Origin of the sequence: Pedobacter sp. MR22-3 (assembly GCF_026240075.1) — a bacterium.
Lineage (GTDB): Bacteria > Bacteroidota > Bacteroidia > Sphingobacteriales > Sphingobacteriaceae > Pedobacter.
The window spans coordinates 559,536-580,238 of sequence record NZ_JAPIVF010000006.1 but is presented as its reverse complement, the minus strand read 5'-3'; the positions used below and the strand labels follow the sequence as shown (position 1 = coordinate 580,238).

General features: G+C 38.7%; 18 protein-coding genes and 1 pseudogene. 7 read left to right on the top strand and 12 right to left on the bottom strand.

What is annotated here, in order from left to right; genetic code table 11:
- Positions 1 to 5: 5 nt before the first annotated feature.
- From OQ267_RS17740 to OQ267_RS17730, 3 genes are all read right to left on the bottom strand, one after another.
- The gene (locus tag OQ267_RS17740; RefSeq protein ID WP_265837253.1) at positions 6 to 3,233 is read right to left on the bottom strand and encodes a SusC/RagA family TonB-linked outer membrane protein; all 3,228 of its coding nucleotides are present in this window, start codon (positions 3,231 to 3,233) and stop codon (positions 6 to 8) included.
- 1,197 nt (positions 3,234 to 4,430) lie between these two features.
- Positions 4,431 to 4,727 (bottom strand): hypothetical protein, encoded by a 297-nt coding sequence (locus OQ267_RS17735; protein WP_265837251.1) that lies wholly within the window; start codon positions 4,725 to 4,727, stop codon positions 4,431 to 4,433.
- Positions 4,728 to 4,812: 85 nt separating this feature from the next.
- On the bottom strand, positions 4,813 to 5,079 hold the full coding sequence (locus OQ267_RS17730) for a helix-turn-helix domain-containing protein (RefSeq protein WP_265837249.1): 267 nt from the start codon (positions 5,077 to 5,079) through the stop codon (positions 4,813 to 4,815).
- A 644-nt stretch (positions 5,080 to 5,723) separates the two neighbouring features.
- On the opposite strand from OQ267_RS17730, the gene OQ267_RS17725 reads away from it, so the two are divergent.
- From OQ267_RS17725 to OQ267_RS17710, 4 genes are read left to right on the top strand one after another with little or no spacing between them, the layout of a single operon-like run.
- Positions 5,724 to 6,608 carry a hypothetical protein gene (locus OQ267_RS17725; RefSeq protein ID WP_088301387.1) on the top strand — a complete coding sequence of 295 codons (885 nt, stop codon included), beginning with the start codon at positions 5,724 to 5,726 and terminating at the stop codon, positions 6,606 to 6,608.
- A gap of 1 nt (position 6,609) precedes the next feature.
- Positions 6,610 to 7,146: an SdpA family antimicrobial peptide system protein gene (locus OQ267_RS17720; RefSeq protein WP_265837247.1), complete on the top strand. Its 537-nt coding sequence runs from the start codon at positions 6,610 to 6,612 to the stop codon at positions 7,144 to 7,146.
- A complete protein-coding gene (locus OQ267_RS17715; RefSeq protein WP_088301389.1) occupies positions 7,143 to 8,069 on the top strand; it encodes a sporulation-delaying protein SdpB family protein in 927 nt (308 codons plus the stop codon). Before OQ267_RS17720 ends, OQ267_RS17715 begins: the two co-directional genes overlap by 4 nt.
- Positions 8,035 to 8,484, top strand: a complete 450-nt coding sequence (locus OQ267_RS17710; protein WP_088301390.1) for a DUF1648 domain-containing protein — start codon at positions 8,035 to 8,037, stop codon at positions 8,482 to 8,484. Before OQ267_RS17715 ends, OQ267_RS17710 begins: the two co-directional genes overlap by 35 nt.
- A gap of 238 nt (positions 8,485 to 8,722) precedes the next feature.
- Here the strand turns inward: OQ267_RS17710 and OQ267_RS22590 are convergent.
- A pseudogene (locus OQ267_RS22590) lies at positions 8,723 to 8,836 on the bottom strand (transcriptional regulator); the annotation flags it as partial.
- Positions 8,837 to 9,022: 186 nt separating this feature from the next.
- Between OQ267_RS22590 and galB the strand changes: the two are divergent.
- Positions 9,023 to 11,446, top strand: coding sequence for a beta-galactosidase GalB (galB, locus tag OQ267_RS17705; RefSeq protein ID WP_265837246.1), 2,424 nt, complete (start codon positions 9,023 to 9,025; stop codon positions 11,444 to 11,446).
- Positions 11,447 to 11,708: 262 nt separating this feature from the next.
- Complete coding sequence (locus OQ267_RS17700) at positions 11,709 to 12,143, top strand: hypothetical protein (RefSeq protein WP_265837244.1); 435 nt, start codon at positions 11,709 to 11,711, stop codon at positions 12,141 to 12,143.
- A gap of 234 nt (positions 12,144 to 12,377) precedes the next feature.
- On the opposite strand, the gene OQ267_RS17695 is transcribed toward OQ267_RS17700, so the two are convergent.
- Both OQ267_RS17695 and OQ267_RS17690 read right to left on the bottom strand, forming a co-directional pair.
- Entirely contained in the window at positions 12,378 to 12,725 is a 348-nt protein-coding gene (locus tag OQ267_RS17695) for a hypothetical protein (protein ID WP_088301393.1), read from the bottom strand.
- A gap of 1,026 nt (positions 12,726 to 13,751) precedes the next feature.
- Positions 13,752 to 14,648 (bottom strand): AraC family transcriptional regulator, encoded by an 897-nt coding sequence (locus tag OQ267_RS17690; protein ID WP_265837241.1) that lies wholly within the window; start codon positions 14,646 to 14,648, stop codon positions 13,752 to 13,754.
- A 246-nt stretch (positions 14,649 to 14,894) separates the two neighbouring features.
- Here OQ267_RS17690 and OQ267_RS17685 point away from each other — a divergent pair, with 246 nt between their 5' ends.
- On the top strand, positions 14,895 to 15,578 hold the full coding sequence (locus OQ267_RS17685; protein WP_265837240.1) for a type 1 glutamine amidotransferase domain-containing protein: 684 nt from the start codon (positions 14,895 to 14,897) through the stop codon (positions 15,576 to 15,578).
- A gap of 187 nt (positions 15,579 to 15,765) precedes the next feature.
- On the opposite strand, the gene OQ267_RS17680 is transcribed toward OQ267_RS17685, so the two are convergent.
- From OQ267_RS17680 to OQ267_RS17655, 6 genes are all read right to left on the bottom strand, one after another.
- The gene (locus tag OQ267_RS17680) at positions 15,766 to 15,933 is read right to left on the bottom strand and encodes a hypothetical protein (protein WP_172406513.1); all 168 of its coding nucleotides are present in this window, start codon (positions 15,931 to 15,933) and stop codon (positions 15,766 to 15,768) included.
- A gap of 111 nt (positions 15,934 to 16,044) precedes the next feature.
- Positions 16,045 to 16,500 (bottom strand): hypothetical protein, encoded by a 456-nt coding sequence (locus OQ267_RS17675; protein ID WP_265837239.1) that lies wholly within the window; start codon positions 16,498 to 16,500, stop codon positions 16,045 to 16,047.
- A gap of 115 nt (positions 16,501 to 16,615) precedes the next feature.
- The gene (locus OQ267_RS17670) at positions 16,616 to 16,849 is read right to left on the bottom strand and encodes a hypothetical protein (protein ID WP_265837236.1); all 234 of its coding nucleotides are present in this window, start codon (positions 16,847 to 16,849) and stop codon (positions 16,616 to 16,618) included.
- A 161-nt stretch (positions 16,850 to 17,010) separates the two neighbouring features.
- Entirely contained in the window at positions 17,011 to 18,180 is a 1,170-nt protein-coding gene (uxuA, locus tag OQ267_RS17665) for a mannonate dehydratase (protein WP_265837234.1), read from the bottom strand.
- A gap of 61 nt (positions 18,181 to 18,241) precedes the next feature.
- Positions 18,242 to 19,066, bottom strand: coding sequence for an SDR family oxidoreductase (locus OQ267_RS17660; RefSeq protein WP_265837233.1), 825 nt, complete (start codon positions 19,064 to 19,066; stop codon positions 18,242 to 18,244).
- A gap of 19 nt (positions 19,067 to 19,085) precedes the next feature.
- On the bottom strand, positions 19,086 to 20,555 hold the full coding sequence (locus tag OQ267_RS17655) for a glycoside hydrolase family 30 protein (RefSeq protein WP_265837232.1): 1,470 nt from the start codon (positions 20,553 to 20,555) through the stop codon (positions 19,086 to 19,088).
- Between the last annotated feature and the right edge of the window lie 148 nt (positions 20,556 to 20,703).

Sequence of the window (20,703 nt, the reverse complement as noted above, 5' to 3'; positions counted from 1 at the left end):
TGCTATTAAAATGTGATCTGTGTTCCTATAAATATTTCCCTGGTGTTAGAAAATGTTAGGCCCCATGGTGTAATTGCGTCAATACCGCGGCTCAGGTTATATCTGTTATCGCCTGATCCAACTTCGGGATCAAAACCTTTGTATTTAGTAAATGTCAGCAGGTTTTTGCCACCAATAAATACCCGCAAGCGATCTATTTTTAATCTTTGCAGCGTGTTTGCAGGCAAGGTATAGCCTATATTTAAGGTTTTTAAACGCAGGTAAGATCCATTTTCTATAAAACGGTCAGAAGCTCTTAAATTTTGGTTAGGATCACCCAACACAGCTCTTGGAATATTGGTTTCGGTGTTTTTAGGATAAAAGGTTGTTACTCCTGATACCGGGTTTACGAAAGTTAAATCCGCTTCGCGGAACCTGTTAAGGGTTGAAGCAAAGTTATTATAGTAGTGATACATACCTTCACCCCAATATTTACTATTGTTATAGATCTCGTTGCCCTGAACCCCTTGCCACATCATAGACATATCAAGCGTACCGAATGAAGCAGCATAGCTAACATCAAAATTGAAACCATAGCTAAAAGATGGTATAGGGCTACCAATAAATGCCTTATCCTGATCATTCAAGGCTTTATCGCCATTAATATCCCTAAAGCGTATGTCTCCTAAACGTGCATTTGGAGCAAATGATTTATCGGCTTCTAATTGCTGGCTTGTTTTATAAAGTCCATCGGTTGTATAACCCCAAAATTCACCAATAGAATGCCCAACTGCTGTTCTTGAAACGTTTGAACCACTAGGGTTTACATTGCCCCACAAAATTTCGTTATTGTTACCAAGGCTTAATACTTTGTTTTTTACCACCGAGAAGTTAGCCGATGCTCCGTAGGTAAATTTGCCTGAGCTGTTTTTGTAACCTAATAATATATCTACACCCCGGTTTTGTATGCTGCCCGAATTTAAAACCGGAAAGTTATCTATATAACCTGTTGTATAGGAGATAGGTACATTTACCAGCATATCTTCGGTTTTCTTGTTATAATAATCAACAGTCAATGAGAGTTTATTATCAAACATAGCAAGGTCAAAACCAAAATCCGTTGAGTATTGGCTCTCCCATTTAACACTCGGGTTTGATGGGGTAAGCGGTAATGCCCCCGTTACTTTCACGCCATTTAAATAATACCATACGTGATCAAAACTTACTGTTCTCTGGTACTGGTATTGCGCGATGTCAGAATTACCTAATGCACCATAACTGGCCCTTAGCTTTAAATCGCTTATAAAAGATAAATCTTTCATAAAGTCTTCCTGGCTTAGTCTCCATCCGGCTGATACAGATGGGAAATTGCCATATCTGTACTTTTCGCTAAAGTTGGCTGAACCATCGCGGCGGAAGTTGAACGTTAAAAGGTACTTGCTGTCGTAACTATAATTGATACGGCCCAATATAGAGTACATTGCCGATTGACCTATTCCAGAGCCTATTACTTTAGAATTTGGAGATGTAGTTAAGCCAAGGATCAAAACGTCTGGGCTTGGCAAAGCCCTGGCGCCTGCATTCAGTGCTTTATATTTTGATTCTTCTGAGGTTACACCAGCTACAGCGCTGAAATTATGCTTACCAAATGATTTGTCGTAATTTACCGTGTGCTCAATTAACCAGCGGTTATTTTGAGTAGTTGATATGTTTAACTCATCAGGATCATGATTTTGATACTGACCAACAGAATAGGCAGAGTTGTAGTTTTGCGTGCGAGTTCTGTTCAAATCAATACCGACGTTGATTTTATACCTTAATCCAGGTATAAATTCGTATGATGCCCATACGTTGCCGTTAAGGGATAGCGACTCGTTATTATTCTCGTTAAGATAAGCGTTGGCCAATGGGCTGGCACCGTCTGTGCCGTTACCTGCGCCAGCAAAACCTGTAGTGCTGTTAGGATCGTATAAGGGCAAAGTTGATGACCATCGCTGCGCATCTATTACATTTTTGTCACTCCAGTTGCGTGTAGAAAGGTTAAGACTCATGCTTTCGCCAACCTTTAACTTGCCTTTTGTAAAATCAGATAAAAATTGTAAGCCGTAGTTTTTTGAACCGTCTCTGATAAAAACTGGTTTGTCTGTGCCGTAAATGCCGTTTAAACGGAAATTGGCATTTTGCGACCCACCGCTAACAGAAAGGTTATGCCTTTGATAGTTACCTTTACGCATCACAGCATCCATCATATTATACCCCTCGCCTATTGCTGCCGGGTTTGATAAAGCCGGAAGATAATCGGTACGGGCAGGGTTCTGATTATACATTTCCTCGTTAATTAGTTCTGCCAACTGCTGCCCGTTAAGCACATCAATTTTATGGGTGAGATCCTTTAACCCTGCAAAGCCGTAATAGTCTATTTTAACCGGCCCATTTTGCCCGCGTTTAGTGGTAATTAAAATTACACCGTTAGCACCCCTTGAACCGTAAATGGCAGCTGATGCAGCGTCTTTAAGTATTTGTATGCTAGCGATGTTGTTATCATCAGGAACTGCCCCGCCGATCATACCATCAACAACGTATAGCGGATCGGTACTGTTGATAGAACCCACGCCTCTTATACGAATGGTACCATTTGTAACCTGCACACCGGGTACAGTACCTTGCAACGCAGCCTGAAAACCACCCGGAACTTTAACAAGGTCCTTGGTATTCACCGTTGATATTGCTGAAGTCAGGTCAACTTTCTTTTGCGTTCCGTAACCCACTACAACAATGTCGCCCAAATCAGTTCCTGCAGCTTTCAATTGTATTGTCATAGGCTGGGCCGTAACAGCAACCTCTTGAGCTACATATCCTAAAAATTTTACAATCAAAATTGCATTATCAGGCGCCTCTAAGGTAAAGCGCCCACTTTTATCTGTTACCGTGCTGGTTTGCGTTCCTTTAACAGAAACAGTAGCGCCTGGAAGCGGCTGCCCCGTTTCATTAAGCACCGTTCCGGTAGCTGTTAGCTGCGCGTTATGGATACCGTTATTCCAATCAGCCAATCGCGCATTTTCCCGGGCTTCTATAACGAGTTCACTAAAGACATGGGATATTTTTTTTTCTGCCCGTAATTTAGGTGAAAGGATATCCGCAAATGCGGTGGCGTTAAAAAAAAATATGTTTAGTATGGTAAATGCCATGGTTAGCGGCTGCCTAAATAGGTGATATTTAGCCCCCGCATTCCTGGAGAATATAAAAAATTTCATAATTTTTGTTCTAAGGTAAATAGTAGCAGGTCGCTATTTCAACAACTTGCTATTAATTTTAAAGTGGTCACTTTATCAAGTTGGATTCTCGCGGTTATCCGCTTTAGTCTTGTGGATAATTTACATAGGCATTTGTGTTAAAAGTGTAAAAAATTGCATTTTCTATTTAACCACTCTATTTTAACACAGATTGCCTTTGCCTAACCCTTTCAAAACGGGTACGGCTACAAACATACCCTGCCAGTTTGCCAACCGATTAATGCAGCGGATGAAAGGCCTTTAAAAAATTTTAAAAAGTCGGTTTCGAAGTAAGGCAATTAGTCACTGATTAATTCCTACTCACTCTTTCTGAACTCGGTTTATATAAGTGGTTAGAGACAAAAATAGAAGTGTTTAAGAAGTCTGACTATCGCAAATTGACAATTATATAGCAATATAGTTCAAATTGCGGTGGTCTAAATTGCTTGTTATTGGTCGGTTTTTTACATAATAATTATAAATCAATTATTTGTTATTTAAAACCTCTCGGGGGGAGGAGATTAAGTTTTTGTATGAAATTTTATACTAAAGTTTTGCATATCCCTTTCATAAATAATCTATCTAAAACGTGAAAAATCAACATCAAAATATTTGTCAAACCTTGGGTATGCGTGCTCAGTCATAGTTTTCTTACTTCTTCCATTAAACCATATTGATCGTTTACCGGCGTTCTTACCCGTTTTATTCAGGTTACTTTCGTTGCAAAACTCTTCTGAGGACATAACCCAAATCTTATCTAATCTGCTAGAATAAAAAACAAAAAAGTAGTTTTGCCTCATTTCATGAGAAATTGCAGAGAAAAGCGCGGCGTCAATAAAACAATATTAGCGATAAATAGAGACATTAAAACAGGTACAGCAATGAATGAATTAAACCTGGCCTATATGAAATGAGCCCTATAGCGAATCAAGCTCATCACATTATTTTCTTTTGAGGTTCACTTCATTATACAGACCTTTTAAATTTAAATGCTTAAATGTCAATTGTTAAACATCGCAGGCGGGTGGAAGCTGATTCCGGTAAGTAATTACATCATCAGCTTTTCAGCACCCTCTTTCTGATCCCTTTCAAATTGCACTTGAATACTTAAACCAGTGTTACCTTTTGTTTCCGAAAGTATATTATATGCAAATTCATCTTGATCATATTGCCCCATGATCAAGAAAGAGGTATTTTTAATTTTGATGATTTAAGTTTTAGTGATAAATTTTGCATCCTTGTTTGCCTGATGATTTCAAGCCACTGGATTGTTCCTTTTACGAACATATGCCTGGTATTTTTTACATTCTTAAAATAGCTATAGTTATTTTTGACCAAAAACTTCCCTTGCTCATGTTCTATATAGGCCAGATTTTCAGGCGTGTCATAATCAGTGATCCGACTAATTGAATTTTCCTGTCCATGACCTGATGATAGCAATAAGAAAACGGAAAATATCAAGGTTACTTTTGCCATACTGATCAAATGAGGGATATCTGGAATGCATATCAGGAATCTCCAGGGCGGTACAACCAACCGGAAAGCTACGATACGATCAACATCATATCCTTCTCCTGCTTTCCTGATACTCCGAAGGCAATTCACTCTTATAAAACTTATCCCCGCCGGGAAGCTTCATCGGCCTTAGCCGGCCCTGCTTCACCATCCGCTTATCCGTACTCTCACTAATGCCCAAATAGTCCTTCACCTGCTGGCGGTTCATTTGCGGATCTTCCTCAAAAGCAATGTTCCCATGATATCTACTGTTATACACCAGAATCTGATGTATTTTAGACAAAAGATCCAAAAACGCATCCATCCTATTCATGAATCCAAAAATTAAATTCAACATCAAACCCTCGCCTGCCCCCCCCTGCCCTTATCCAACAGGTCGTGATCACAGCACAAAACAGTAAACCTTAACCCAAACAACCACAGCATCATACACTCAACAGCAGACAACTCAGGCAAATAAAAAACATTTCTCCACATCTGTCAAGTTGCTTCAAGGTTGTCAGAGCACGCAACCCTTCGGCATACTAAAAACTCAGAAATCCCGTAAAGCCTAACAAAACCGACCTGATAATCATCACATCATTTCGAACCAGCAGAACATTTAAATAGTGTATCCATAAAATTCATGAAATCACAGCTTTAAAAGTCCAGGGGGGTCAAACAAGACTCTCCATAGGCCTCACCAGCATCCTTATTTACACTCTTTAAAATTATTAAGCTGATCACCAGACCGCGACATTGTTGTGCCTATAACCGGAGGTATTCTGCAGGCTCTTTACAGCTGACTAACTGACTTCAATGACATACATCGATATCCCATAATCCTCCATTTATTAACATGTTGAATAATTCAATGGAAGAATATAAAAAATACATTTTTTAACATAAAAAAAACCACTTCTAGTTGTAGATTTAGTTTTATTTACACATCTTTATAAAAACTAAATTAATCTCATTATGAACGCTCCAAAACTCAGGAATACAATTTACCTGCTACTATTTTTTGCTGTAATAAGCTCGTGTTCCAAAGACAAACAATCTAAAGATGGCGATATGTCTACCCAAACTGGAGAGCAGTTATTCGAAGGAATTTATTTTGGCTACGGAAAATTTGCAAAATCGTTATCTATTCATAAGGAACTAATAGACGTCGTTGAAAAGTTCACACCGGAACAAAAAAAAATAAGTGAAAGCAACTTCAGAAAACTTGAAGAGTCAATCAAAGCAAGCAAACCTAATTATTTTAATGATTTCAAATTGAGCCTCATGACCAGAAATCACCAGGTGATTGCTATCGCAGTGAACCAGGGATTTAGTTTGATAAACGACAATATAAGGGTAATTTTCCCAAAAATGGACCGCATCATTAATTCCATTAAAGACGATATCAAAAAAGGTAAATTAACAAGTGCAAATTTCAATAGCGAGAAAAAATTAAGCCTACTGAAAAATAAACAACTTGCCGTTATTAATAAGGATTTGATTCATCAAAATATGATATCCAGTGAATCCGAGCCTGAACCACTGAGTCTTGATGTTGATGATCCCTTAGTTGCATGTTCCTGGGCAGTTGTATGTGTATACTATGCAGCACTTGCCATACACAATACCGTTGCGATTACCGCAAATGTAGCAGTTGCACTATCTGTTTATTTAAAAGTGGGTTTCTGGGGTCCTAATATCAGCTCTTACAAAGGCGGAGGTAGTGATGTACCAGTTCCTGTAGATCCTGATTCGTTAAGAATTGATACCAATAAAATTTTTCAGCCTGTTGAACCAGGTATGGTTAATCCCGCTTTGGAATTTGAGGTCTTCATAGATAACATCGCAACAGCAGCTTAGTGTGTATAAGTACATCCTAACAACCTTGTGCTCCATTTTATGTGCTGGACTTCTTATCCTTACCGTTTTTTTCTCTTCCCTACCAAGCAACCCAATGAATCTTGCTCTTAAAAGACCAAAGGCGTTTTTAGCGTTGGTTCCAGAGGGCTGGGCTTTTTTTACACGCAGTCCCAGAGAAGCACAGATTTTGATCTATGCTTGTCAGGGAAATAAACTCACTTTACTGGAACACCGTCATTCCTCTTATAGAAATCTTCTGGGATTGAACAGAAGGGTGACAAAATTATTTGGCGAGCTCCAGTTTATAAAACGACAAATCAAAGACTATCAATATGCGGACACCAAGTTTAATTATCAGTCTGGGAAAATTCAAGGTGTACCTGGTCATGTGGTCGAAGTAAAGAACCAGATGGATCATCCCATATTGATGGGGCAATATGTTGTTGTATACCAGAAAGCAATTCCCTGGAGCTGGTACAGATCCAATGAAAATATTGATATGCCCGCTAAAATAATAAAACTCAATATCACCAAATGATTAAACGTTTAGAAAAAAAGCTTAAGTCGCTTACGGTAGACTATTTTCCCTACACCAATGTTATCGGCCTCGCTAGAACGTTAATTGCTGTGGGTACACTGCTTACCCTGATCTGCAATCCGGTATATACACTCTTTAATACAATCAAAAACGGGAAGGTAGTCAACCCACTTTTAAGCGGAGACATTCCGATTAATGATTATAATTTTTTCACCTTATTTGGTTTTGAGAATGTTATATATACGAAAGTCGCAGCTATTTTAATATTAATTTTAGTAATCTCCGGAAGATTCATCAGAATTAGCGGCATACTGCACTGGTGGGTAACCACCAGTTTTATGCTGTCTGCTTCAATCATTGACGGTGGTGACCAGATTGGAGCCATTATCACTCTTTTACTAATCCCGCATTGCCTCACTGATAGCAGGAAAAGTCACTGGACGAAAGTAGAAGCAGTTCCACGTCCATCTAATATCATAGGCATCACTTCAATTATTCTAATACGACTTCAGGTTTTTGTAATCTATTTTCATGCCGCTGTAGGAAAACTTAATGTAACTGAATGGATCAACGGAACAGCAATCTATTATTGGCTTAACCATAGCGCATTCGGTATGCCCTTATGGCTGTCACACATTACTAATCCACTCTTAAAAAATTCTTTTTTTGTTTCAGCGCTGACTTACGGTTCCATTCTTTTTGAAATCATATTATGCATGAGTCTGCTTGCTGGGAGTAGGTTCAAAAAAAACCTATTAGTATTTGCGATCACATTTCACATCCTGATTATTTTCTATCATGGGATATTCTCTTTCTTTTTTGCCATAAGCTCAGGATTAGTCATCTATCTTTATCCTTTTTACACACCTATCAATTTCAGACATATTTATGAAAAAACGTTTAAACGTGGTGTTTTGGCTTAGTCCTTCCATTATTCTATGCTACACCATTATCTACTTATATTACTACCCTCGACTACCTGAAATCATCGTTGGCCACCGGGACCTCTCTGGCAAAATTGATGGTTATACCGAAAAAAGTTTCATCTGGGTACCAATTGTTTTCAATATAGTGATCGTCGGTGCCATTGGCTACCTGTTAAAAAGGCCAGAAATGTTAAACTATCCTGCCGATATCACAGATAAAAATAAGGAATCTGCCTATTTTAAAATGCAAATTTTCCTAGCTATAACCGCTATTATAACCTCTGCACTATTTTCCCTCGTTATTTTTGATGCAATAGGTTTTTTTAAATCAGCAAACGCATTTTATTTTATCGCCTATTTCTTTCTAACTGTTATTGCTATTCCGTTACTCATCCTTAAAGCGAGAATTTAAAGAAGCAGCTTTCATATTGTTCGATACCCCTGAAGTTTACAGAAAGTTAAATCATTGAACGACTTGATACGATTAGATTGCAAGGTTAACTTTAAATCAGTCGATTATGAAAACTAATTTCAGTCTGCCTTCTACCTGAAGAATGATATCAATTCTTTTTAAACGAAGCCAATGTATAACAAACAGAAACAATTTTAATAACATTATAATTTTTAGAAGAATCTAGTAAATCTCCCTCCTAACTATTTAAATGCGTAGCAACTTCAAATAATTTCTTTATTGAAGGTTGAGCAGAATTCGTACACCAACTGGAAACACTTTCGGCTGCTATATTTAAAGCATCTGCTAAATCTTTGTTTGTCTTCCTTTTTCAGCCAGTAAGGCTTTAAGGAGTAGTTTTCCCCGCTGTAGAATTGGCATTTCTATTTCTCGGAAAAAGGTGGTCAAGAAGCATGAATCTAATATAACACATAATTTACGCTAAAATACTTGTTAGTATAAATGTTATAGATACATTTAATAACTATTTCTAACCAAAATGAAAAAATTATTATACCTGTTTATCCTGATCAGTTTATCAGTCATTGTGCATGCGCAAAGTGGGCGGTCTGTTATGGATTTTGATCAAAACTGGACGTTTAACCTGGGCGACGTACCCGACGGCCAAAATGTTGATTTTAATGATGCCAGCTGGCGAAAATTAAATTTACCTCATGACTGGAGCATAGAAGAAGAATTTAAAAAAGAAAACCCGGCAACTGTGGAGGGCGGCGCTTTACCAGGTGGTATAGGCTGGTACCGTAAAAGCTTTACCATCCCACAAACGGATAAAGGCAAATTGATCTACATTGCTTTTGACGGTGTGTATCAAAAAAGCGAGGTGTGGATCAACGGCCATCATTTAGGTTATAGACCAAACGGCTATATCAGTTTCATATATGAGCTTACGCCGCATTTAAATTATGGTGGTAAAAAAAATGTGATAACTGTAAAGGTTGATAATTCATTGCAGCCAAATTCACGCTGGTATTCCGGTTCTGGTATTTACCGCAATGTCTGGCTGATCAGCACCAACAAAATTGCCGTTAGCCATTGGGGCACTTTTGTAACCACACCAAAGGTAAGCGCCAGCCATGCCGATGTTAACCTGAGCGTTAGCGTCAAAAACGCTGCAGGTAACACTAAACTTGCCACTGTTGTTAGCAGCATTTATGCCAATGGTAAAGTGGTAGCAAGCAAAACCCTTACAGGCATTAGTTTAAAGGATACAGTTACTACTGTAAGCCAAAATTTCGGTGTGAATAACCCGGTATTATGGTCGGTTAGCAAACCATTCCTGTATAAAGTACAAACCAAAATATTGGTGGATAATGTTGTTGTTGATCAGTATGAAACACCGCTGGGTATTCGTTATTTCAATTTTGATGTGGATAAAGGCTTCAGCATAAACGGCGTTTACATGAAAATAAATGGCGTTTGCCAACACCATGACCTGGGTGCGCTGGGCACCGCATTTAATGTGCACGCGCTGGAAAGGCAGTTTAAAATACTAAAGGAAATGGGCGTAAATGCGATACGCACCTCGCACAACCCACCCGCACCCCAGTTTTTAGACCTTGCAGACCGCATGGGCTTTATAATTATGGATGAAGCATTTGATGTATGGCAGATTCATAAGAGACCTAAATATGATTCTCATCTTTTCTTTGACGAATGGCACAAGCGCGATCTGACCGATCAGATACTGCGCGACAGGAACCACCCTTCAGTAATGATCTGGAGTATCGGAAATGAAATACCCGAGCAAAGAGATACCAGCGCGACACGTATAGCCCGCGAGCTTGCCGGTATCATCCACGAATTGGATACCACAAGGCCAATCACTACAGGTAATAACGAACCCGGCCCTGGTAATAAAATTGTCGAATCGGGCGCTGTTGACCTTTTAGGCTACAATTACCATAACGATAAACTCGCAGCTTTTCAGAAGGATTACCCCGGTAAAAAATTCATTGGTACCGAAACTGCTTCAGCGCTGGAAAGCCGCGGTGTTTACAATACTTCGCCCGATACCATTAAACGGTGGCCGGGAGGTGGGGTAGTGAATGGCAAAAAGATAAACTGGACCATGAATGCCGATAATACCGTTAATGCTTATGATAATATTTCGGCACCCTGGGGTCACACCCACGAAGAAACCCTGAAAATATATAAAAAACATGCTTTTCTGTCTGGCCAGTTTGTTTGGACCGGGTTTGATTATATCGGCGAACCATGGCCTTACCAATGGCCATCCCGCAGTTCATACTTCGGTATAGTAGATCTGGCTGGCTTCCCTAAAGATGTTTACTATTTGTACCAGGCTGAATGGACAAATAAAACAGTGCTACACATCTTGCCGCACTGGAACTGGCAACCTGGCAAAGTAGTTGATGTTTGGGCCTATTACAGTAATGCTGATGAGGTTGAACTGTTCTTAAACGGCAAATCATTGGGTACAAAATCAAAACAAGGAGACAGCCTGCACATTGCATGGAAAGTAACCTATAAGCCGGGTACCTTAAAGGCCATATCACGCAAAAATGGAAAAGTTGTAAAAACCACTGAAGTTAAAACCGCTGGCCAGCCAGCCAGGATCGAATTAAGTGCCGACAGGTGCAGCATACTTTCAAACGATCATGATCTTTCTTTTATCACGGTTAAAATTGTAGATAAGAACGGTATAATGGTGCCTAATGCTGATAATGATGTCAAATTCAAATTATCAGGGGCCGATGGATTCTTGGCAGGTGTTGATAATGGAAGCCAAACCAGCCAAGAATCGTTCAAAGCCGATCATCGTAAAGCATTCAATGGGCTGGCCTTGGCGATTATTGGTGCTAAAAACAAACCAGGCACAGTAACGATAACAGCAACTGCCAATGGCCTAACTCCCGCATCGTTGCCAATTACTATTAAATAAGCCAGTTGGTAATGCAAATACGTTCTGCTAGCTTATTGCATAAGTTTACTTTACTTTGTAGGGCAAACTCATTATTTGGGTACCTGCCACCGCCCAATCAGAACAAGGCTCAGAAAGTAACAGTGGAAAGGATATTAATCAAGAGCGTATTTTTTTAAAAACAATATACTATTGATTCGGATACAATCCATTATCCGTATGATCTGGTAATTGGTAAATAGTGAATATTAAACCTTAATTTGCACCAAACTAAAAAAAATGGATGAAAACCTTGTTTTTTATACTCTGCATCATCATCAACTTCATCCTTATTTTTAAAGTTAATAATTTACTTAAGCCAAAAACTGCAGCTATATCATATGCTATCAGCTTATTAATAGTTCCTGTGCTGATGCTGGCAGGTGTTTACCTGTTACGACTTCTTGATTTTCAAGCAGATCAACAGTTTCAGGATATTTATTTTGCAGTGATGCTTAGCCTGGTGGTCATGATGCTACAGAATCTGGTTATGATCTCCGCAGAGGTGATGACCCGAAAACTGTTTCATTTTCAGGAAACAGAAAATGCGGTGAATACCAGCCGAAATCTGATCAGGTTCGCATTAAACAATAAGTCTGGAATCAAGCTGATGTACAGAACTGTTTTTTTTGTAGGATCCATACTGATGTTCTACGGAATATGGCTAGGTAAAAAATAATCTATTTATTATTGCTGCACACAAATTTAAAATGACCAGATCATAGGTATATGGTTAATGAAGCACCCCTGCGCCACGAGCTTTGTAGAAAACTCGGCATTTCCACTATACCGCCTATATCGCCAAGTTTATTTTAAACAACGCAGAAGGGTTGTTAACAGACCAGAAACTTTAACAAGCCATGCATAATACCACTATCCTTTCGCATGGCCATTCAAGAAGAATAAGACCCAATCAATGACTAAGTAGTTCTGATTCATCAAATTCTTTTTTGAAGTAAAAGTGGCTTATAGGTCCAACGGCAGTTTCACCAACCAATGACCATCCTAAAGAATAGATGTAATCTAATACATCTGGAACAGCCGACATTGCCGTTAACTTTTTTAGCATTTCTTCAAACTTTGATCCCTTGATTGACGTCAGTGAATCTGATTTTCCGTAAATAAATTCAATCTTTAATTTATTTCCAGAAAGTCCCCCTATGCGTGTTGTAACTTCGCAGAATTTGGTAACCTTTTTCTGGCAAAAAGAATAGTGAACTGTACAGATTAGTAATGTTATGGCAATTAATAGTGATTTCATATCTTGATTACATAAAAAATAATTTATTAACAATATTGGCCATGATTGTTTTAACGATCAGTGAAAATGGAGCATCAATATTATCTACTATATTAAATGGTACTTTGAAAGCTACTCGATTATTATTTACAGAAGTCCATATATACCACATGCTGAAGAAAATATTGATTATATTATAAGTAAAACGCTTACCGCCTAAATTTACTTAGCCGTTCCACTGCTCATATGGGATTCTGTAGCGTTAAGACCTCTCATTTCAACTAGTTTCTAGTTTGCTAAATCTAATGAGTAGATATTTATTCAATATTAATATAAGGTTATATAATAGTTATAGACTTTTAACGAAATCTGCTTAACTTGAAAAAACCAGAAGTCATTGATCCATCTCACCAAAATTAAGGGAGCAATAACCTACGGACTTACAACTGATTTCTCCAAAGCTAAAATTGGTGGAACGGGGTCAATTAAATTGGTTTATCCACTCTAGTATTGAAATCACAAAAAACTCTAGTAGACACCTTTCAATAATAATCATCCACTTCGTCAGCTAAATCAATTATGCGTTTTAATCCGACACAAATGTGTTCGAGAAAATGTCAGTGAAGTTCACAGAGAACAAAAACCTTTAAGAAATGAAAGGTTTTTTCATTTGGTATCAACCCGCTTGGTTTCGAACAGAAGCGCAGAGCTTGGGTTCGATTTGTAAAAGGCTCAGGGCCGAGTTTGAGATATTGCGGGGCTGAGCCAACCCCAGCGGGATCACGAAAGGCGCAAGAAATTGCACCTTCGATGATTCCAAGGGTATTCGCAAATTCAGTTAATTGATATTCAACTCTTGGAGGCACTTCAGGATTAATGTATAAATCAGATCACATTCTTCTTGGATTAAGTTCATTAAGAAAAAAAGTTGAACACTCTTTCTTTTAGACATATTTTTTTCCTTATAGGTATGTTATAAAAACTATGTAGAATAGGTGATTTCTTTATTTAAAATTTTTGTAAGTTAAAAATCCTACACTAACTATTTTAGAGCGGAGATAGGACATCCCGTTCTTGATGTGTTGCCCGATACGTTGTTGGAGAGCAGCTGTATTTTTCCCGAAAAACCTTTGAAAAATGAGATATGTTTTCAAAACCTAGTGTGTTGCCAATTTCTGAAACATTTAATGCTGTACTTTCAAGAAGTGTTTTTGCTCTTTCAAGACGTTTATTCCTTATCCAAACCTCAGGTGATGTATTATAGATTTGTTGAAAATCCCGCTTAAAACTAGATAGGCTTCTACCTGAAAGATAGGCAAAATCTTTAATGGTCAAAGATGACATATAATGGCGCTCCATTACATCATGTATAGCTGCAACCATAGGTTTGTTTAACTGCAAAATTTGCTGAAACAGATGTGTATTGCAGGTAGCCACATCATAAAGCATCTCCATAAATTTAAGCCGTATTTGACCTGGAAGAACAATTTCACCATCATAGAAATAGGGCTTCAAAGATTCTGCGAATGACAAAAGGCGATCATTCATAGGATGACTATCCTCATCAACTGTGGTAGTTTCGGTTTTTGATGGCATCATCAAATCGCTGGTTGACAAAAAGCTTTTCAAAAGACCGTCTGGTATAGAAAACATCATACAGTCAAACACATTATTGCTATCTGCAATTTTTTGATAATGTACCACTGTTGATTTCTTTAGCAGGATCATTTCATGCTGGTTTACATACAATAGTTGATTACCATATGATAACTTATTGGTGCCGGCCAAAACAAAAAGTAAAAGGTGTTCCTGCAAAAACATAGTTCCTTCTATTTCCGCTTCATGGGTACAGTGTTCTGCTATAGAACAATCTTCCAACACTAAAATAGCCTGTGTTTTAGGATCTGAAGTTAAAGGTCTTGGAATTCTGGTAATACCTTTCATAGGGTAATAAACTGTTGTGGCACAAAAGTAACTAATAGTAGCGGAATTATTTGACTTGCGCATTGAGCCATAGTGAACAAACCATTGGACTAAACAGAATAACAGGTGGTAGGAATGAAGAGTAATTTTGCACTGGTAATCTGTTAACTGATTATATATTAATTAGACCATCCTAAACATTCCTAACTAATAAATATAAATAAGCTGATGGTAGCTTAGTAATTGATTAAAAAGAATTATATAGCAATGAAAAAAATACTATTTATGCTAACCTCCCATGATGAATTGGGCAGTAGCGGACGCAAGACAGGCTTTTGGTTTGATGAAGTTATTTCCCCTTATTACAGATTTATTGATGCGGGATATGAAGTGGTGATGGCATCGCCTAAAGGTGGCCCTTCACCCATTGATCCGGATAGTGAATTACTTGAAGATGCCACACAGGATACTAAACGGTATTTCAAAGACGATAAATGCAAAACTGCGATTTTGGAAACCTTAAAACTAACGGACATAAAGAGTTGCGATTATGAAGCCCTTTATTATCCTGGAGGTTACGGCCCATTGTTCGATTTATTACATGATCCCATATCACTTCAACTGATATCAGATTTTTACGCTGAGAAAAAAATTATAAGTGCAGTGTGCCATGGTACCGGGGTTTTTAAAGATGTACGACTTCCGAATGGAGATTTTTTTATAAAGGGTAAAAAATTGACTGGCTTTGCTGATTCTGAGGAAGCAGCAATAAATATGACGGACTTAACTCCGTTTTTAGTAGAAAAAGAATTAACCCACCAGGGAGCCATTTACCCAAAGGCGGGTGATTGGCAGGAGCATGTTGTGATAGATAACAAGTTAATTACCGAGCAAAATCCTGCATCGGCAAATTTGGTTGCAAATGCAGTTATTCGAATGTTAGCTATTTAAATATTCTTATCAAGAAATATCAATATGAATTCTCATGAAGTGAAGGCAATATTAAATTAGAACTTTTCAGGTTTTCTCCGCTCCTTTATTATGTCCAATACGATATTTTCGCTAACGCTTTTATAGAACACAAAAAAGCCGCTTCGAAATAATTCGAAGCGGCTTAATTACCTAACCTAATTATACCTTACATTTTCGCAGCAGCTTTTTTAGCTTTGTGATGATGTTTGGTATGCGCTTTTTTTACGTGTGTTTTTTCTGTTTTTGCTTTAACAGGTTCTTTGGTTTGAGCATTTGCTGCATTTACAGCGAAAGTAGCTACCAGGGCGATCATTAAAACTTTAATTGCTTTCATTTTGATATGATTTAGGGGTTAATAAACCTTGTTAATTGTTTAATAAATTTCCACATATCAAATGAAGAATTGATGAATTTATCCCTTCTTTTAAATTAATTATTGTTGGTGCTAATCTATGGCAATCAACTGGTTAAATACGGCCATGGTAGCTACCGGAGCATCCGCCGGGTAAGTGGTATAATGAATGGTCAGCTTATGCTGATCAATGGAAAACTTTCCGCTATCAAATAAAATATAATTTACCGGGGTATTCGTGATGATTTTGCCCGTAGCAGATTTCTCAAGGTTACTCGCAGTATTCACAATTAAACGATCTCCGGAAATCGTATATTTGCCAATCACTTCCATTTGCCAATATTGATTATTCTGATCTCTGATTTGCATGGAGAATTGACCTCCGGTTGCGAAAAGCAATCTCCTGCTATATGCTTTTTGAGGTGTTTCTTCCCATGCCCCGGTTAAGACATCCTTTGGTACAGCAGGTATTTTGTCTTTCTTACAAGAGACGATGACCAAAGAAAGTAAAAGTAGCAACCCGCTAATTGATCGTAATTTATGCTTCATATTTTTATTAGTTTACATGATAAACGGTTAGAAGATCATAAAACGCTACAAAACTGAAGTATATTTATTTAAAATCAATCAGGAATAAACGGGAGTTTGAATTTATTCCTAAATGCTAAGCATCTTCACCATTCCATACATCATCATCAGCTTGCTTAATTTCATCATGACTGGATGTGGCCGATTTAAATTCTTCAAGGTGATAATTGCGTTCGGGATTTTCAGGTAGCATATCCTCGTGGTTCGGAATCGTTTTCCTTAAATGTTCTGGTTTTTTCACCTCTGGCAAGTCATCATGAATAACGGAAGGCGTTAAAATCTTTTTTTCGGGATGCAGGTTATTTTCCATAATGATTAAAGGGCAAATTTCAAGCCACAAGCAAAGATGCATTTAAAATAGGATCAAATAACAAAAAAGTTAGATGTACAGATAGCGTTTGTGGAAGGAGATTTTATGATACTCCTAAATAAAAATGAGGCCTTTTGAGCCTCATTTTACATGACCAATGTTTAATAGTTACCGGTCACCCCTACTTCCAGTCCGCGCAATTCTGCAAGTCCCCTTAACCGGCCTATGGCTGAATAACCAGGATTGCTTTGCTTGGCCAGATCATCCAGCATCTGGTGGCCATGATCCGGACGAAATGGAATTGACCGGTCTCTCAGAGCATTTTCTGCCGAAAGGGCTTTCATGATTTCATACATATTTACATCACCGCCCAGGTGGTCCGCTTCGTAAAAACTACCATCTTCATCTTTACTCACGTTACGTAAATGTGCAAAATATATTCTGTCTTTTACGAGGTTAAAAATTTCCAGGGCATTGTTTTTCATTCCGGCACCTAATGATCCCGTGCAGAAACATACGCCATTAAATGCTTGGTTAACTTCTTCTACGATATATTTAAAATCTTCCAGCGTGCTGGCGATGCGTGGCAGTCCTAAAATCGGATAAGGCGGATCATCAGGATGAATGGTCATTTTGATGCCTTCTGCTGTACATACATTGGCAATAGCATTTAAAAAATATTTCAGGTTTTCTTTTAAACCCTGCGTTCCGATAGCAGCATATTCATCAATACTGGTCCTCAAGGTTTCCAGTTCAATTTCCTTTTCATTTGGGATGCCCATTAAAACGTTAATCCGCAGATCAGTTAGTTCCTGTGCACCCATTGTGGCATATTTATCTGCTGCACGTTTTAAAATCGATTCGGAATAGTCCTCTGTGGCACCTGCCCTTTTTAAAATGTACAGGTCAAATATGGCGAGGTCAATCCAGTTGAAATATAAAGCTTTCGAGCCATCTGTCATTTCCAGATCAAGCTGTGTACGGGTCCAGTCTAACACTGGCATGAAATTGTAACACACAATTTTTATTCCACAGGCCGAGAGGTTTTGAAGGGAAATTTTATAATTCTCCAGGTAGTGATCTGCATCTGCCCTTCGGGTTTTAATGGCCTCATGTACCGGTACACTTTCTACTACAGACCATGTCAAACCTGCTGCTTCAATAATGGCTTTCCTTTCTTCAATGTCTGCCAATGGCCAGATTTCACCATGGGGAATATGATGAAGTGCTGTTACAATCCCCGTTGCGCCTGCCTGCTTCACATCTTGCAAACTTACCGGATCAGCAGGACCATACCAGCGCCAGGTTTGTTCTAATTTTTTATAATTCATGTTATATTTGGTTAATCTATCCGATCCTTTAAGAGCCTTGCGTTAAATCTGAAATTTTTAATTAAACACCAGAAAATGCGCAGAAACCACCATCTACGGTAATGTTTTCTCCGTTGACAAACTTCGATGCATCACTTAAAAGATAAACCAGCGCCCCAATTAATTCTTCAGGTGCACCAAAACGTTTAAACGGCGTTTTAGTAATAATGGCATTACCTCTGGCAGTTAATGAGCCATCCGGATTGGTGAGCAATGCCCGGTTTTGGTTGGTAATGAAAAATCCGGGTACGATGCCATTGATTCTGATTTTATCCTGATAACGGTTAGCGAGTTCTACAGACATCCATTTGGTATAACTGTCAACAGCAGATTTAGCCATGGAATACCCCAATACCCTGGTGATGGCCTGTGTGGCAGAAACCGAAGATATATTAACGATATTGCCCCCATTTTTAGCAATCTCCTGACCAAAAATTTGAGTGGGGATAATGGTTCCGAACAAGTTTAAATCGAAAACCTGTTTCAAGGCTGAAATGTTAAGGTCGAAGATGTCGCTTCCCGGCTGGATTACGGCCTCGGCTACATTGCCTCCCGCTGCATTCACCAAAGCATCTATTTTGCCATAGGTTTCCATGATTCGTGTTTTGGCTGCCAGGAGTGCCTGCTCATCCAGCACATCTGCGATAATATAGATGGCTTTGCCACCGGCATCGGTTACTTCTTTCGCACGGAGTTTCGCTACCTCCTCATTTCGGCCAATAACCACAAGACTTGCTTCCGCGGCATGCAGGCCCTGAAGAAATGCTTCACCCAATACGCCTGTTGCGCCGGTTACCACCACTACTTTATCTTTTAAAGAGAAAAGATTTTCGATTTTTTTGATCATGTTTAGGTTTTTATCTGGTTTATTCTACCACTAATGTGGTAATGGAATGTGGCAGGCTGGTGGTATTCGCAGCCTCTCCCTTAATCCACAAACTATATTTTAATTTCTCATCTGACTGATTCATCACCACCACCACTAATTTGCCATCGGTATTCAGGAAAGCAGTCGATTGCAATAAATCTCTGCTGGAAGCTACGCCTACTCTTTTAGCACCCGGACGGATAAATTTGGAAAAATGGCCCATATAATAATAAGCATTGGTATAGATAAGCTTATCTTTTTTAAGATCTGCATGCACAGGTGCAAAACAAAAATTTCCCACATGGTTTGGTCCGCCCTTTTCGTCTAAAAGAATATTCCAATCGGTCCAGGCTGCAGTTCCGGCATTAAAATCATTGATCATGGAATAGCCATAACGCTCTCCCAAAGTCCAGTCATCCAATTTATTTACATCAAATTTTTCTTTGCAACCTTCAGTAAAAATCAATGCCTTATCCGGATAAGCCTCATGTGTTTGGCGTACGTTGCCAAACTGCATGCCGCTGCCTGTCCAGGTTTCATACCAGTGGAAACCGATTCCCCAAACGTATTTAGCAGCATCTTTATCGTTTAGAATGGTACTTGCCCTCTGGAAAATCTGATCACGGTTATGATCCCAAGCGATTAACTTTTTAGATGCTAAGCCTGATTTTTGCAAAGTTGGGCCTAAGAAATTCTTGATAAAATCACGTTCTTCTTCAGCTGTATATACACATGATTCCCAGATCTGTTTAGCCATGGGTTCATTCTGAACAGATAAACCCCAGATCGGAATGCCCATTGCTTCATAGGTTTTAATGAACTTTACATAATGGTTAGCCCAGCTCTGGCGAAATTCAGGAAGCAGGTGTCCGCCTTTAATTAAGCTGTTGTTATCCTTCATCCAGGCGGGTGGCGACCAAGGGCTTACAAATAAAGTTAATTTACCGCCAGCGGCAGCAGTGGCCTGTTTGATTAATGGAATTTTAAACTGCTCATCATGTGCTACACTAAAGGTTTTTAAATCTTTATCTCCATCTTTTACATAAGTATAACTGTCGCTGGAGAAATCGCAGCTGGCAATATTGGTCCGGGCCAGTGTGTAGCCGATTCCCTTATCTTTATTGTAATAGGCTTCCAGTAATTCCTGCTGGTTCTTTTTAGATAGCCTGGCAAACGTTTCAGCCGAGGCATCAGTTAAGGCACCGCCGATCCCCACCATGGTTTGATACTTTACCGTGGGGTCTACAAAAATGCAGGGTTCTGTTTCAAAAGGTTGCTTATTTTCTATGAAATTTAATGTTTCTGTTTTACTGATCCGGTATTCAGACTTTTCAGCTGTGGTGTAAACCGTTACTTTTTTATTTCCGATGCTATAGTTTGCGGCGGGCCTGGTTATCTGTTTCTTTTGCTGTGCCGATGTACCAAAAGCTGTTGCCAGAAGCAGTAAAACACTTAAATGTTGTTTCATTATTATTTCTTTAATTTACGTTTAGATCTTCAAAGAGATCTCAGGTGAATGATTGCCGAATTTCAGGATAAAACCATTGATTCTACCCAGGCAAACATCATTTTAACGTATCTTTTTTATGGATGATGTCTGTTAACCGCCTAACAGG

Excerpts from the sequence above, each read along its gene's own strand:
- OQ267_RS17730 (WP_265837249.1), bottom strand. The coding sequence starts at position 5,079 with ATGAATAGGATGGATGCGTTTTTGGATCTTTTGTCTAAAATACATCAG.
- OQ267_RS17660 (WP_265837233.1), bottom strand. The coding sequence starts at position 19,066 with ATGATCAAAAAAATCGAAAATCTTTTCTCTTTAAAAGATAAAGTAGTG.
- OQ267_RS17690 (WP_265837241.1), bottom strand. The coding sequence starts at position 14,648 with ATGAAAGGTATTACCAGAATTCCAAGACCTTTAACTTCAGATCCTAAA.
- OQ267_RS17725 (WP_088301387.1), top strand. The coding sequence starts at position 5,724 with ATGAACGCTCCAAAACTCAGGAATACAATTTACCTGCTACTATTTTTT.
- OQ267_RS17695 (WP_088301393.1), bottom strand. The coding sequence starts at position 12,725 with ATGAAATCACTATTAATTGCCATAACATTACTAATCTGTACAGTTCAC.
- OQ267_RS17655 (WP_265837232.1), bottom strand. The coding sequence starts at position 20,555 with ATGAAACAACATTTAAGTGTTTTACTGCTTCTGGCAACAGCTTTTGGT.
- uxuA (WP_265837234.1), bottom strand. The coding sequence starts at position 18,180 with ATGAATTATAAAAAATTAGAACAAACCTGGCGCTGGTATGGTCCTGCT.
- OQ267_RS17735 (WP_265837251.1), bottom strand. The coding sequence starts at position 4,727 with ATGGCAAAAGTAACCTTGATATTTTCCGTTTTCTTATTGCTATCATCA.
- OQ267_RS17675 (WP_265837239.1), bottom strand. The coding sequence starts at position 16,500 with ATGAAGCATAAATTACGATCAATTAGCGGGTTGCTACTTTTACTTTCT.
- OQ267_RS17740 (WP_265837253.1), bottom strand. The coding sequence starts at position 3,233 with ATGAAATTTTTTATATTCTCCAGGAATGCGGGGGCTAAATATCACCTA.
- galB (WP_265837246.1), top strand. The coding sequence starts at position 9,023 with ATGAAAAAATTATTATACCTGTTTATCCTGATCAGTTTATCAGTCATT.
- OQ267_RS17670 (WP_265837236.1), bottom strand. The coding sequence starts at position 16,849 with ATGGAAAATAACCTGCATCCCGAAAAAAAGATTTTAACGCCTTCCGTT.
- OQ267_RS17680 (WP_172406513.1), bottom strand. The coding sequence starts at position 15,933 with ATGAAAGCAATTAAAGTTTTAATGATCGCCCTGGTAGCTACTTTCGCT.
- OQ267_RS17710 (WP_088301390.1), top strand. The coding sequence starts at position 8,035 with ATGAAAAAACGTTTAAACGTGGTGTTTTGGCTTAGTCCTTCCATTATT.
- OQ267_RS17715 (WP_088301389.1), top strand. The coding sequence starts at position 7,143 with ATGATTAAACGTTTAGAAAAAAAGCTTAAGTCGCTTACGGTAGACTAT.
- OQ267_RS17685 (WP_265837240.1), top strand. The coding sequence starts at position 14,895 with ATGAAAAAAATACTATTTATGCTAACCTCCCATGATGAATTGGGCAGT.
- OQ267_RS17700 (WP_265837244.1), top strand. The coding sequence starts at position 11,709 with ATGAAAACCTTGTTTTTTATACTCTGCATCATCATCAACTTCATCCTT.